17 protein-coding genes are annotated in these 13,607 nt (G+C 49.9%); 10 read left to right on the top strand and 7 right to left on the bottom strand.

What is annotated here, in order from left to right; translation table 11 throughout:
• Window positions 1-241: 241 nt before the first annotated feature.
• Complete coding sequence (locus tag J1G48_RS13785; protein ID WP_000208509.1) at window positions 242-454, top strand: cold-shock protein; 213 nt, start codon at window positions 242-244, stop codon at window positions 452-454.
• A gap of 10 nt (window positions 455-464) precedes the next feature.
• Window positions 465-653, top strand: coding sequence for a hypothetical protein (locus J1G48_RS13780; protein WP_024131109.1), 189 nt, complete (start codon window positions 465-467; stop codon window positions 651-653).
• 258 nt (window positions 654-911) lie between these two features.
• Here J1G48_RS13780 and ompS1 read toward each other — a convergent pair whose 3' ends face one another.
• Window positions 912-2,108: a porin OmpS1 gene (gene ompS1 / locus J1G48_RS13775; protein WP_001080664.1), complete on the bottom strand. Its 1,197-nt coding sequence runs from the start codon at window positions 2,106-2,108 to the stop codon at window positions 912-914.
• 649 nt (window positions 2,109-2,757) lie between these two features.
• On the opposite strand from ompS1, the gene drpB reads away from it, so the two are divergent.
• From drpB to J1G48_RS13755, 4 genes are all read left to right on the top strand, one after another.
• Complete coding sequence (gene drpB, locus J1G48_RS13770) at window positions 2,758-3,069, top strand: cell division protein DrpB (RefSeq protein ID WP_000107435.1); 312 nt, start codon at window positions 2,758-2,760, stop codon at window positions 3,067-3,069.
• A 79-nt stretch (window positions 3,070-3,148) separates the two neighbouring features.
• Window positions 3,149-3,844 carry a phosphohydrolase gene (locus tag J1G48_RS13765; protein ID WP_000377050.1) on the top strand — a complete coding sequence of 232 codons (696 nt, stop codon included), beginning with the start codon at window positions 3,149-3,151 and terminating at the stop codon, window positions 3,842-3,844.
• 73 nt (window positions 3,845-3,917) lie between these two features.
• Window positions 3,918-5,348 carry a DNA cytosine methyltransferase gene (locus J1G48_RS13760; RefSeq protein WP_001157315.1) on the top strand — a complete coding sequence of 477 codons (1,431 nt, stop codon included), beginning with the start codon at window positions 3,918-3,920 and terminating at the stop codon, window positions 5,346-5,348.
• Window positions 5,329-5,799, top strand: a complete 471-nt coding sequence (locus tag J1G48_RS13755) for a very short patch repair endonuclease (RefSeq protein ID WP_000785978.1) — start codon at window positions 5,329-5,331, stop codon at window positions 5,797-5,799. The genes J1G48_RS13760 and J1G48_RS13755 overlap by 20 nt, the downstream gene beginning before the upstream one ends.
• Here the strand turns inward: J1G48_RS13755 and yedA are convergent.
• Window positions 5,788-6,708, bottom strand: coding sequence for a drug/metabolite exporter YedA (yedA, locus tag J1G48_RS13750; RefSeq protein WP_001212259.1), 921 nt, complete (start codon window positions 6,706-6,708; stop codon window positions 5,788-5,790). The genes J1G48_RS13755 and yedA overlap by 12 nt on opposite strands.
• Before the next feature lie 169 nt (window positions 6,709-6,877).
• Between yedA and J1G48_RS13745 the strand changes: the two genes are divergently transcribed.
• The 3 genes from J1G48_RS13745 to dgcQ all read left to right on the top strand — a co-directional run bounded on the left by J1G48_RS13745 (window position 6,878) and on the right by dgcQ (window position 9,934).
• A complete protein-coding gene (locus J1G48_RS13745; protein WP_085920526.1) occupies window positions 6,878-7,795 on the top strand; it encodes a DUF808 domain-containing protein in 918 nt (305 codons plus the stop codon).
• A 76-nt stretch (window positions 7,796-7,871) separates the two neighbouring features.
• Window positions 7,872-8,057, top strand: coding sequence for a YodC family protein (locus J1G48_RS13740; RefSeq protein WP_001521741.1), 186 nt, complete (start codon window positions 7,872-7,874; stop codon window positions 8,055-8,057).
• A 164-nt stretch (window positions 8,058-8,221) separates the two neighbouring features.
• Complete coding sequence (gene dgcQ, locus J1G48_RS13735; protein ID WP_001119826.1) at window positions 8,222-9,934, top strand: cellulose biosynthesis regulator diguanylate cyclase DgcQ; 1,713 nt, start codon at window positions 8,222-8,224, stop codon at window positions 9,932-9,934.
• Here the strand turns inward: dgcQ and J1G48_RS13730 are convergent.
• Window positions 9,913-10,728: a mannosyl-3-phosphoglycerate phosphatase-related protein gene (locus tag J1G48_RS13730; RefSeq protein ID WP_000948786.1), complete on the bottom strand. Its 816-nt coding sequence runs from the start codon at window positions 10,726-10,728 to the stop codon at window positions 9,913-9,915. The genes dgcQ and J1G48_RS13730 overlap by 22 nt on opposite strands.
• Before the next feature lie 309 nt (window positions 10,729-11,037).
• Window positions 11,038-11,265: a YodD family peroxide/acid resistance protein gene (gene yodD / locus J1G48_RS13725; protein WP_000844798.1), complete on the bottom strand. Its 228-nt coding sequence runs from the start codon at window positions 11,263-11,265 to the stop codon at window positions 11,038-11,040.
• Window positions 11,266-11,393: 128 nt separating this feature from the next.
• Here yodD and dsrB point away from each other — a divergent pair, with 128 nt between their 5' ends.
• Window positions 11,394-11,588 (top strand): protein DsrB, encoded by a 195-nt coding sequence (gene dsrB, locus J1G48_RS13720; RefSeq protein WP_000867218.1) that lies wholly within the window; start codon window positions 11,394-11,396, stop codon window positions 11,586-11,588.
• A 38-nt stretch (window positions 11,589-11,626) separates the two neighbouring features.
• Here the strand turns inward: dsrB and rcsA are convergent, their stop codons facing one another.
• The 3 genes from rcsA to fliQ all read right to left on the bottom strand — a co-directional run bounded on the left by rcsA (window position 11,627) and on the right by fliQ (window position 13,604).
• A complete protein-coding gene (gene rcsA, locus J1G48_RS13715) occupies window positions 11,627-12,250 on the bottom strand; it encodes a transcriptional regulator RcsA (RefSeq protein WP_000103971.1) in 624 nt (207 codons plus the stop codon).
• Window positions 12,251-12,531: 281 nt separating this feature from the next.
• The gene (fliR, locus tag J1G48_RS13710) at window positions 12,532-13,326 is read right to left on the bottom strand and encodes a flagellar biosynthetic protein FliR (RefSeq protein ID WP_000616953.1); all 795 of its coding nucleotides are present in this window, start codon (window positions 13,324-13,326) and stop codon (window positions 12,532-12,534) included.
• An 8-nt stretch (window positions 13,327-13,334) separates the two neighbouring features.
• The gene (fliQ, locus tag J1G48_RS13705) at window positions 13,335-13,604 is read right to left on the bottom strand and encodes a flagellar biosynthesis protein FliQ (protein ID WP_000187355.1); all 270 of its coding nucleotides are present in this window, start codon (window positions 13,602-13,604) and stop codon (window positions 13,335-13,337) included.
• Window positions 13,605-13,607 lie beyond the last annotated feature (3 nt).

The raw sequence follows: 13,607 nt of genomic DNA, 5'->3' as shown, positions 1-13,607 counted from the left end.
GTATGGCAATCAGCGTGATAATACTAAAAAACAATTAATATTTTTTTAACAAAACTAAAGCTTGCTATGTGCAGTTAACCATGCGTTAATGGTTGTGCGGTTTGATACAAACTTATCTGAAGTAGTGATTGTAATATTTCTCATCATTTGTTCCTCTTGAGATCTCCTTTAGGTTTTTTTCTCTCTGATAATTTTCTTCAGGCCATTTTGCCCAAGGGCTCATTCAAAAGGTAACAATATTATGACGACGAAAATCACTGGTTTAGTAAAATGGTTTAACCCTGAAAAGGGCTTTGGTTTCATTACGCCTAAAGATGGCAGCAAAGATGTGTTTGTGCATTTTTCCGCCATTCAAAGTAATGAATTCCGCACTCTGAATGAAAATCAGGAAGTGGAGTTTTCAGTAGAACAGGGACCAAAAGGTCCATCAGCGGTCAACGTTGTGGCGCTTTAAGGCAACTAATATTACTAATAAAATTCACTTCCGGTGTCCATGTTGCCATGGTTCACAATACAGAACATCGACATTCGATGTTACTGAGCAAAACCCGTTTGGCGCGAAATGTATTTTTTGTAAGTCAACCATGATCACTTTTGATAATGTTGGATTATACATTCGCTCAGGACAGGTTCCGCCAGATTTTAGAAAATAATTCATATTAGCTCCGTACAGGAGCTTTTTTATGCCCGGATGATTATCATCTATAGACGCTGACATCCATCATCTATAGTGGCTTACCTTTCCCCAAAGGTGTTATTTCTCTTGCAGACAGCGCCTGAAAAAAGCGACGTTGTCTTCATCTATCCGATGAAACCAGGTCAACCTGTCTTTGTGCCCTTATCCGTTATTTAATTCTTGCCCTATAATAACAAGCCCGCGCTAAGCACGGGCTTGAATAACATAAAGCGTCTTAGAACTGGTAGACCAGACCAACACCTACGATATCATCGGTTGCAATACCGTTGTTTGCGTAGAAGTCATCATCTTCGTCCAGCAGGTTGATTTTATAATCAACGTAGGTGGACATATTTTTGTTGAAGTAGTAAGTCATACCAACGTCAACATATTTAACCAGATCTTTGTCGGTGTAACGATAGTTACCACGGCTATCTTTATCCTGGCCGCCTAAATCTTTGCCCTTAGACTGCAAGTAGGCGATGGACGGACGCAGACCGAAATCGAACTGATACTGCGCAACCACTTCAAAGTTCTGGGTTTTGTTAGCGATACCGCCATTACCGCCATCGCCGCCGCCATAATAGGTCATGTTGCGGGTTTCAGCGTACATCGCCGCCAGGTAAACATTGTAGGCGTCATATTTGGCACCTACGGTCCAGGCTTCGGCAGTTTCACCGCCGGCATAGCTATTGGCATAGTAATGATGGCCATCACCATACCCACGAGTAACCTGATTGTCCGTACGGTCAGAGGAAGAGTAGGCCGCACCCAGGCTTAACCCGAAGTCAAAGTCGTAGGAGGTAGACATACCGAAACCGTCGCCGTTTTCACGGGCCAGTTTGCGAGAACCACTACCTGCATCGCTGCCGTTGGTTGTTCCTTCGCCTGCGCCAGGATCTTCGTTATTGCCCTGGTACTGCAACGCGAAGTTCAGGCCTTCCACCAGACCGAAGAAGTCGGTATTACGGTAGGTGGCAACGCCGTTGGTTCTGCCCAGCATATAGACATCGGTCTGGGTATAAGTATCACCGCCGAATTCCGGCAGCGCATCGGTCCAGGCTTCAATGTCGTAGATAACACCATAGTTACGGCCATAATCGAAAGAGCCGTACTCGCCGAATTTCAGACCGGCAAAGCCCAGACGAGTCCAGGAGTTTGCACCTTCGCCTTCGGTGGTGTTCACCTTAATGTTGTATTCCCACTGACCATAGCCGGTCAGCATATCGTTGATCTGCGTTTCGCCTTTAAAGCCAATACGGGCGTAGGACTGGTCGCCATCGTCGCCTGCATTGTCAGAGAAGTAACGCAGACCATCAACTTTGCCGTACAGGTCGAGTTTGTTGCCATTTTTATTATAGATTTCAGCCGCATTTGCTGCGCCTGCCACTAATAACGCCGGGACAAGCAGTGCCAGAACTTTTCTGTTCATTATGTATTCCCTTATGATAATAATTTATATGAATATGTAGCCACTTCAACAAAACTACAAATTGATACTATTCTATGAAGTTCATGGAATTTAAAAAATAACATGTAACAAAGGTATTTAAAATATTTCAATTTGTTTCTATTTGGTTTTTTATAATACAGGCTATATAAGTGACTAAGAATATATAGTCTATAATTATCATTTTTTATCAATGAGTTATGTGTTTTGATTTGATGGCTGTTGGCGTGAATATAATTTGTTTTTTATATGTATTTGATGCTTTGATTATGAAAAAGCATAAAAAAAACCGGCATAAATGCCGGTAATGTGGGTAATGATAAAATAAATGATAAAAGGCTAATAACCGAATCATTCTGACATTTAATGCTAATAAAATAAAACGCTATCGCGGTGCGTAAAAATAAGTTGTTCTGGTTATAGGTTATTCTGCATCAGAGTGCGATTCAATCACCATTCCCTTATTTAACAGCAGGTTCAGCGCCAGACGTAACATTAACTGAGAATAAACTATTTGTGGAATGAATAGCCAGAACAGGTGGATGAGGTATTCCATGGTCGAAATGTGATTAATATCACATTATAATGTAATTAATGTCATATGACTTACATCACAAAAGCGGAGTAAAGTTTGAGTACCAGGGAGGACAACGCCACCCGTAGCATGGGCGGTAAATTAGCGTTATGGGTTTTTTATACCTTTTGCGGCTACTTCATCTGGGCGATGGCGCGTTGCGTGTGGCTGATGTCCGCCATACAAACCGAGCCGGTTCTCGGCCCAATCAGCACTCCTGGCAGCGCAACGGAAAAATGGCTTAACGCGCTTTCGCTGGGCGTCGTCTGGCTTATTCTGGGGAGTATTGCCTGGTACACCCGGCCTCGCAAAAACAGGGGGTATCCCGCCGACACTCAGCCAGAAACGCGCAAGCACGCAAGGATGTAAAGTGGTGGCGGATATGTCAGGATAGCGAACCCTGTGCTCAGGCATGTAATAAAAATGGTCTGCTATAAAGAGAGGGCGTATGGACTCAGGATATTGGCAATCGCAGTTTGAAGACTGGCTACGTCACCACCACCAGGAACAGGATGCCGCCCATGACATCTTCCATTTTAGTCGTGTTTGGGCAACCGCGCAAACGCTCGGGGAAAACAGTCCTGTCGACTGGCTGGTGGTGCTATCGGCATGTTATTTCCATGACATCGTCAGCCTGGCGAAAAATCATCCGCAGCGGCATCGTTCTTCCATTCTGGCGGCGGCAGAAACCCGGCGTATTTTTCTGCGGGATTTTCCTGACTTTCCGGCAGAAAAACTGGCGGGCATTTGTCATGCTATCGAAGCGCATAGCTTCAGCGCAAAAATTGCGCCTACCACGCCAGAGGCAAAAATCGTGCAGGATGCAGACAGGCTGGAGGCGTTGGGCGCCATTGGTCTGGCGCGGGTCTTCGCGGTCTCCGGCGCGCTGGGCGTCGCGCTGTTTGATGCCGACGATCCCTTTGCCGACAGACGGCCTCTTAACGATAAGCAATTCGCGCTCGACCATTTTCAAACCAAACTGCTGAAACTGCCGCTGACGATGCAGACCGAACGGGGCAAGTACCTGGCGCAGCGTAATGCGGATTTTCTGGTGTCGTACATGGCGAAATTGAGCGCTGAGCTGAAAGGCGACTATGAAACACGGGATGAGGCGGTCATCCAGATGTTTGCTACGCATCAGTAACCCCTGCCGCTGAAACGTAAACCGCGTCATTTTATGTTAGTCTGTCGGCAATTATTTTTGGCCGGTTAAATGTATGCAGGAAAATATTTCAGTAACACACGCCCGGAACCTCATCGCCGACGACGCCGGAAGCGAGATCCAGGCGATGCTGAGTCAATTGCTGGAAATCTACGATGTTAAAACGCTGGTGGCGCACCTTAACGGCCTGGGCGAACAGCACTGGAGCCCGGCCATCTTAAAGCGCGTAATGATGAACGCGGCATGGCATCGTTTGAGCGACAATGAACTCACCTGTCTTAAAACAGGGTTGCCGACGCCGCCAGCGCATCATCCGCATTACGCCTTTCGTTTTATCGATCTCTTCGCGGGCATCGGCGGCATTCGCCGCGGATTTGAAGCGATAGGCGGACAGTGCGTGTTTACCAGCGAATGGAATAAGCACGCGGTACGGACATATAAAGCGAACTATTTTTGCGATCCGCTGCAACATCGCTTTAATGAAGATATCCGCGATATCACGTTGAGCCACCGGGAAGGGGTCAGCGATGATGAGGCGGCGGAACACATTCGCCAGCATATTCCGCAACATGATGTCCTGCTGGCGGGCTTTCCCTGTCAGCCATTTTCTCTGGCGGGCGTTTCCAAGAAAAATGCGCTGGGCCGCGCCCACGGCTTTGCCTGCGAGACTCAGGGGACGTTATTTTTTGATGTCGTAAGAATTATCGACGCTCGCCGCCCCGCGCTGTTTGTGCTGGAAAACGTGAAAAACCTTAAAAGTCACGACCAGGGCAACACTTTCCGCATTATTATGCAAACGCTCGATGAACTGGGATATGACGTGGCGGATGCCGCTGACAATGGCCCGGACGATCCGAAAATTATCGACGGGCAGCACTTTCTTCCTCAGCATCGGGAACGTATTGTGTTGGTGGGATTCCGTCGCGATTTAAACCTGAAAACCGATTTTACGTTACGCAATATCGCCCGTTGTTATCCACCGCGCCGTCCGACGCTGGCAGAACTGCTGGAGCCCGTCGTCGAAGCCAAATATATCCTGACGCCGGTGCTGTGGAAATATTTATATCGCTACGCGAAAAAGCACCAGGCGCGGGGAAACGGTTTTGGCTATGGCATGGTTTATCCTGACAATCCGGAAAGTGTGGCGCGCACGTTATCTGCTCGCTACTACAAAGATGGTGCCGAAATTCTGATCGATCGTGGTTGGGATATGGCGAAAGGCGAAGTGAATTTCGACGATGCTGGCAACCAACAACATCGTCCCCGCCGACTCACGCCGAGAGAGTGCGCGCGTTTAATGGGATTTGAGGCGCCGCAAACGTACCAGTTCAGGATACCTGTCTCGGATACGCAGGCCTATCGCCAGTTTGGCAACTCCGTGGTGGTGCCGGTATTTGCTGCGGTAGCAAAGCTGTTGGAACCCAAAATTCACCAGGCGGTGACGTTGCGTCAGAGAGAGACGGTAGATGGCGGACGTTCACGATAAAGCCACGCGCAGTAAAAATATGCGCGCGATAGCGACCCGCGATACGGCTATTGAAAAACGTCTTGCTGGCCTGTTAAGCGCGCAGGGGATTACGTTTCATACTCAGGACGCGACATTACCGGGCAAGCCGGACTTTGTGGTGAATGATTATGATTGTGTGATTTTTACTCACGGCTGCTTTTGGCATCATCACCACTGTTATCTGTTCAAAGTGCCGGCCACGCGAACGGCTTTCTGGCTGGAAAAAATCGGTAAGAACGTTGAGCGCGATGAGCGCGATATTCAGCGTTTACAGGCGCTTGGCTGGCGGGTACTGATCGTCTGGGAGTGCGCCTTGCGCGGGCGAGCGAAATTGAGCGACGCGGCGTTGGCGGAGCGCCTGGAAGAGTGGATCTGCGGCGGCGGCGCCAGCGCGCAGATCGACACCCAGGGGATTCATCTACTGGCGTGAATCTTCCGTTTTACACGGCGTGACCACCGCCCTGGCGGGAAACAGGTACTTACCCAGAGTCACCAGCACTACGGCAAACACAATCACACCCAGCGCGGCCCATTCAACGGGCGATAACCTCTCGCCGCCCAGGCCAGTGCCAAGCAACACGGCGACAACCGGATTCACATAGGCGTAGCTGGTCGCCAGCGCCGGACTGACGTTGCGAATCAGGTACATATAGGCATTAATGGCGATAATAGAACCGAACAACGCCAGGTAGCCGACGGCCATAAACCCCGATAAGCCAGGCAGCGTGGCGAGCTTTTCGCCGGAAAGAAACGCCGCGCAAAGCAATACCACGCCCGCCGCCAGCATTTCAATCGCACCCGCCATCATGCCCACAGGGAGGGCGATGCGCGAGCCGTAAACGGAACCAAATGCCCAGCTCATCGAACCTATCAGGATCAAAATCGCGCCCCACGGATTGCCGCTTAAATTGCCGCCGCTGTTCAGCAGAATAATCCCGGCAAGTCCAATGGCAATCCCCACCCATTCTAATTTGCGCGCTTTAATACCAAAAAAGTAGCTAAAGCACAGCGTAAATAGCGGGACAGTGGCGACCACGACGGCAGCAATGCCCGATGGCACGTTTTGATGCTCCGCCACCGTCACCAGACCGTTACCCACCGCCAGCAGCAGTAGACCAATCAGCGCGGCGTTGATGGTCTGGCGCAGCGGCGGAAGTTTTTCGCCGCGCAGCAGCAAAAACGCCATGAGCAACATCCCCGCCGAGAGAAAACGTACGCCTGCCATCATCAGCGGCGGCCAGCTTTCAACGCCTATGCGGATAACAAAATAGGTAGACCCCCAAATGATATACAAGGCAAAAAGCGCGCCAAAAAGAGGTAATAACTGCCGGAAACGCATAATCACTCACGGTGAAATAAAAAGGGTGAATATAGTAAACGTCAAAATTATTATGCTGGCGAGCATTATAATTGTCCTTTTGGAATAAAAAGGCGTTGACCCGCGCCGCCGGTTTCGGCATTGCGCGTTTTGCTACATACTTAACGTCTTAGAAGAAAAGACCGAGGAAATCATTTTGGCAGGAAGTAGCTTACTGACATTACTCGACGATATCGCCACGCTGCTGGACGATATTTCGGTAATGGGCAAATTGGCCGCGAAAAAAACCGCGGGCGTACTGGGGGACGACCTGTCGCTCAATGCGCAGCAGGTGACCGGCGTTCGCGCTAATCGCGAGCTACCAGTGGTATGGAGCGTGGCGAAAGGATCATTAATCAACAAGGTTATTCTGGTGCCGTTGGCGCTGCTGATAAGCGCATTTATCCCGTGGGCCATCACGCCTTTATTAATGTTAGGCGGCGCGTTTCTCTGCTTTGAAGGGGTAGAAAAAGTCCTGCATACCTTTGAGGCGCGAAAACACAAAGAAGACCCGGCGGAGCGGCAAAAACGTCTTGAAGCGCTGGCTGCGCAAGATCCTTTGGCCTTTGAAAAAGATAAAGTAAAAGGGGCGGTCCGTACCGATTTCATTCTTTCCGCTGAAATTGTGGCCATTACCCTGGGGATTGTCGCGCAGGCGCCGCTGCTTAATCAGGTGTTGGTGCTGGCGGGGATTGCGTTGGTTGTGACCATTGGCGTGTATGGCCTGGTGGGTATTATTGTCAAACTGGATGATATGGGGTACTGGCTGGCGGAAAAGCGTAGCGTGCTGGCGCAGGGCGTCGGTAAAGGATTACTGATTATCGCGCCCTGGTTAATGAAAGCATTATCCATTGTTGGTACGCTGGCTATGTTTCTGGTCGGCGGCGGGATTGTCGTACACGGTATTGCGCCGCTACACCATGCCATTGAACATTTTGCGCAGCAGCAGGGGGCTTTCATGGCGCATACGATCCCTGCGGGGCTGAATCTGGTGCTCGGCTTTATTATCGGCGCCATTGTGGTGGCGCTGGTGAAAGGTGTGGCGAAAATTCGCGGTGTTTCGCACTGATTTTCTACAATGAATTATGCAAAATTGCCCATCCTCGTCTAAGGTGAAAACGTTTCATCTGATACAGGAGGCAGGTATGGTCTTTTCTGTCAGTGAGGAAGTTACCGTGAAAGAGGGTGGGCCCCGGATGATCGTCACCGGTTATTCCAGCGGAATGGTAGAGTGTCGCTGGTATGATGGTTTTGGCGTAAAGCGGGAGGCATTCCATGAGAATGAGCTCGTGCCAGGCAAGGAAAGGCGCGGGCGGGACGAAGCCCGATGACAAAACGCCCGGTTAATGCCGGGCGTTTTGCTGTGGAGAAAAAGAGTCGTCGCGCTGCGACATGCTGCTACCTGGTTATGCCAGGATTGAGTGGTATCCCTTGATGAGGTCTGGCTACCGTAAGCCATCAGGGGGAGTTGTATCAATAACCAGGAGTTACCAGGGTGCCGCACGAAACACTGTTAGACAATCAAGGCTGGTTTAAAAAGCTGGCGCGGCGTTTTGGTCCCGGTCATGTCGTCAACACCTGTTTTCTGATCGTGATGCTGTTCTCGACGCTACTTACCTGGCGGGAAGTGATGATACTGAAAGACGCGTATGTCGCCAGTCAGCGCAATCATCTGGGGAGCGTCGCGAATGTCCTTGACCGCCAACTGCAATTCAACATGGACAGGTTGATCTTTTTACGCAACGGTATGCATGAAGCGCTGGTGGCGCCGCTGGCTTTTTCCGCATTGCAAAGCGCGGTGACGCAGTTTGAGCAACGACGCGTCAGACATTTCTGGCAACTGGAGCTGGATAAGCGGCGGACATTGCCGTTGTATGGCGTTTCCGATCAATTTGTCGCCCGGACGACGCTTCTTTCGCGGGAGAGTCGTGACCTGGCAAATGAATTAACCGCCACGCTGGAGTTAGGGTATCTGGCGCGTCTGGCGCGCTCATCCGCCATGCTGACGCTGGAGACGATGTATGTTTCTCGCTCAGGGTTTTACCTCTCAACTCTCCCTACGGCGTACGGTAGCGATATTGTCTCCCGTTACTATCAGTACGTGACTCAGCCCTGGTTTATCGAGCAAAGCCAACGGCGTAACCCACAGCGCGGCGTGCGGTGGTTTACCTCCGCACAGCCCTATGTTGCTGACGAGCAGAAAAAAGTGACAGCCAGTCTACCGCTGGATCACGATAATTACTGGTATGGCGTACTGGCAATGGATATTCCCGTCGCGTCATTACAGCGGTTCCTGCGCGATGCGGCCGAAAAGGATATTGAAGGGGAATATCAGCTATACGATAACCATCTCCGTTTGTTGACGGACTCCGCGCCGGAACAACAAACCGCGAATACGTTAAATGACCGTGAGCGCGCCTTACTGGCGCGTGAAATAGAAAAAGATACCCTGGGCGGGCTGCGTTTAGGAACGCATTATGTAAGCTGGGAGCGGCTGGATCATTTTGATGGCATCCTGCTGCGCGTGCATACATTACGTGAAGGCATACAAGGGAATTTTGGCAGCATTAGTATCGCGCTGACGCTGTTATGGGTGCTTTTTACGGCGATGCTGTTGATCTCCTGGGGCGTTATTCGACATATGGTCAAAAACATGTTTGTTCTGCAAAATTCGCTGCAATGGCAGGCATGGCACGATCCGCTGACCCGGCTATATAACCGTGGCGCGCTGTTTGAAAAAGCGTCCAGGCTGGCAAAGCGCTACCGGGAAGCCCGCCAGCCATTTTCTGTGATACAGCTGGATTTAGATTATTTTAAAAGCGTTAACGATCGCTTTGGTCATCAGGCAGGCGATCGCGTGTTGTCCCATGCCGCTGGGCTCATTGGCAGCACCATTCGAGCGCACGACATCGCCGGACGGGTAGGGGGCGAAGAGTTTTGTATCGTGCTGCCCGGCGCGACGAAAGCGCAGGCGCTGCAGATTGCCGAACGCATACGCCAGCGCATTAATGACAAAGAGATTCTGGTGACGAAAAGCACGACGCTTCGTATCAGCGCGTCAATGGGGATCAGTAGCGCGGAGGAATACGGCGACTATGATTTTGAGCAGTTGCAGTCGCTGGCCGACAAACGGCTTTATTACGCCAAACAGTCCGGACGTAACCGTATTTGCGCCAGCGACGCGACTCAGGAGCGGGAAAAGAAATAGTCCATTCCTTCGCGCCAGCCATCCGGCCCTTCGTTCTGGCTACGGTAGACGCGCTGAGGATCGTCGTTACGCAAATGTACGCCCTCCCGGTTTAGCCCTTTGACGACAACCGCATAATCCATCACATCCAGTAAAGGCGCATCATTGGGGCCGTCTCCTAGTCCCAACGTCAGAGGACGCGCGCGCCACTGCCGACGATATGCTTCAATCAGCCAGTTGGCAGCCTGATCTTTACCGGCGGAGGCGTCCAGCACATGCCAGAAACGGGCGCCATGGACAAATTGCAGTCCCAGGTCATTTAAATGGGCGACAAACTGCGCCATGCGTTCATCGCTATCGCGCCAGATCAGCGACACCGACGCTTCATGCAGACGGGTTAGGGCAGACTGTGCCCGGTTTAGGCCCGTCCATTCGCTTATCACCTGATCGTCAACGTCATCAAACGTGGTGAACTTAAACTGTTCCTTTTCACGCAATTTATGCAGGACGAGGCGGATTTCGTTGTGAGAAATACCGGCTATCAGGCGGGGATAGTTGGGATGGTCTTCCCAATGAACGTCCAGTTGGATCACCGCGCCGTTTTCCGCAATCAGCGGCAGTCCCTGTAGATTTAACGTCGTCTGGAGCTGGAGCATTTCAGCCGCGGTTTTACTGCTACAGAGGATCACGGGCACGCCGCTTTCATGCAGGCGTGTAAGCCAGGGAGCCGCGGGCTGCCACTCAAACGTGTGGCTGTTCAGCAATGTGCCGTCCAGATCGGTAAAAATCAGCAAGGGGTCATGGATTGAGAGCATTTTTTCCTCATTTTCCGTTGCAACGGCGGGCTTATTTCCAGGAAAAGTCCTAAAGCACACCCGAAAGAAGTCGAACGCTAACTGGAACCGATCCCGTCGCTTCCAGGCAGCACATGCGTTGTCACACTTTTGCTACCGAACTATTAGCGCGCTTAATCATTCATGTAAAAAATATTTACTTGTCATGCAAAAAAATTGCAGATAAGGTAAATCTCACATCAGATTTCCTGGTGTAACGAATTTTCAAGTGCTTCTTGCATAAGCAAGTTTGATCCCGACCCGTAGGGCCGGGATTTTTTTCGGCCATTTTTAACGGTTTACTTCTGTTACACTAAAATCATGAATATCCAGCTCGAATGCTTCAGCTAATTCATGCCATGTATGATATTCCCGTCCGTCTACGCTCACCCGCTCAGGATCTTCCTGGCTACGGTGAACCTCGCTTTCGCTGATTTCATTGATGGCCGCCAGTAGCGCATCTACATCGACGCTCACTTCGCGCTTGGCCGTATCACTGTACTCTTTTGCCGTTTTCATCTTCACTACCTCACGGGTTCCTGACAGCCTAAGTATAGACCGTTGAGAAAACCAGCAAACACGCCGGCAAGGCGCTGTCAGACGCAGAAAATTGTTCTACACTGGCACAAAGCGACAGGAGGAAAACGATGAAGGTGAATGATCGGGTAACCGTTAAAACGGACGGCGGTCCCCGCCGACCGGGCGTGGTACTGGCAGTGGAAGAATTTAGTGAAGGCACAATGTACCTGGTTTCGCTGGAGGATTACCCGCTTGGCATCTGGTTCTTCAATGAGTCAGGTCACCAGGATGGTATTTTTGTCGAGAAGGCGGAGCAGGACTAATTGAGCCGGACTGGAGGTACATTGCCAGTCCGGATGTCTCAGCGCATGTTAACAAAAATGCCGTTAGTGACGTTATCTGTCAGCCGCACTACGTGATAGATCACTTGTTTATTATGCGTTTTTATCTTTCTTTTTATATTCCCCTTATGGGAGGATACTGTTTTTGCTTTAATATTCATTCTGTCAGAAATCTGAATGGTTCCCTGACCTTCCATCCACATTCGCAACATGCTGGATTCAGTTCGACTTAACGACAATGTTGGTAAATTTATGGTTCCTGAAATACCCGACTCTTTTTTCAGAATATCGCCAAGAATGGTATCCAGCGAGTCAGGTTTAATCGATTTCGAGCTAATCAATAAGTTTTTTCTTACTAATAAATATTCATCAAAATGCACATTAGCAATTGCCATAAAAACAATAAATAACGTGTCAGGATGTTGATTAATGATTTGCTTTATTTGTTGACTGTCTGAAGGCGTATGAATGAAACAGTCCTCATTAATAAACACCACCGAAGGCTGATGCGCGCCACAAGCGATAGCGAGTTCGTCAACGGTTTCGATGTCGTTGATTTCCCTTTTTTTCACCCCTCTGCTGACCAGATACCCGCTTAACCCTAGCCGGGTGTAACTGCATAAATCCATAATAATCGTTGACATGGCATACCCTCACTCAATGCGTAACGATAATTCCCCTTACCTGAATAACTCACCATAATCAGACGGAACACGAATAGTCACCTTAGACAACGCTTACGCGGTTTTTCAGGCGAACTTACTATCCCGTAAAGTTACATATAATTTGCCAGGAATCATCTTAAAGTAAAGTGAATGTTGCGTTATGTGAGTGAAGTAAAAACAAATAAGGGGCAGCGGATATATCCTGGTGAATGTTTTTTAAAATTTATTTTCGGATAAACCTTAGTAAAACAGGATAAAAATTATGGGTTATTATTTATCGGCATCTCGCTAACAATATCAGCAAGCAAATTGAAAATTTCGCTGAATAAATGTTCGCAAAACGGCGCAATTAATGGCATTAGCGCGGCCATCAGCATAATGCCGACGGTGAGGGTAAGCGGGAAACCGATAACAAATATCGAGAGCTGCGGCGCCATGCGGTTTAATAGCCCCAGCGCCAGGTTGAGCGTAAGCAGGAGGGTAATGACCGGCAATGCCAGCATCAGTCCGTTTAAGAAAATGAGCCCTCCGGCCCTGGCGAGCGCCATAAATGCATTACTGTTCACCGGGTTACTACCGATGGGCAGAGTGTGGAAGGTATCGACCAGCAGCGAAATAAGCCACAAATGGCCATTAAAGGTGAGAAACAGTAGCATGGCGAGCATATCCATAATACGCGCCAGAACCGGCATATTCAGGTGGCTGCCCGGGTCGACGAAGGTGGCAAAGGAAAGCCCCATTTGCAGACCGATAAACTCACCTGCGGTACGCACCGCCGCAAAGGCAAATTGCATGGTAAATCCCAGCGCAATACCGATCAGAATTTGTTGCATCGCCAGCCATAAGGCGGCAATAGAAAAAAGCGGCGTATCGTTTGCCGGTAGCGACGGCGCGATAACGAGGGTAATCATTATTCCCAACCCCAGTTTTACCCGCTTGGGAATAGCGCGCTCGCTGAGAATGGGTGCCGTTGAAATCAGCGCCAGTACGCGCAGCAAAGGCCAGAAATAGAGATGCAGCCAGTATAGCCATTGCTCGCTTGTAACCTGTATCATCGTTCTGTTTATCCGATGATATAAGGTAAATTGCTGAACAGAGTGCGTACGTAGTCCAGCAGCAGGTTGAGCATCCACGGGCCGGCAACGATAATTGCGATGAATACCGCGACGATTTTAGGGATAAACGACAGCGTCATTTCATTAATCTGAGTCGCGGCCTGCAAGATGCTGATAATGAGGCCGGTAATCAGCGCGACGAGTAACAGCGGCGCAGCCAGGGCGAGAGCGACTTTCATCGCCTCGGTGCCCATCATCATGACGGATTCAGGAGTCATTTT

The sequence above is a fragment of the Salmonella sp. SAL-020 genome (genome assembly GCF_017372215.1).
Lineage (GTDB): Bacteria > Pseudomonadota > Gammaproteobacteria > Enterobacterales > Enterobacteriaceae > Salmonella > Salmonella enterica.
Note: the sequence above shows the minus strand (reverse complement) of the source record. Positions and strands in the feature narration are given on the sequence as shown.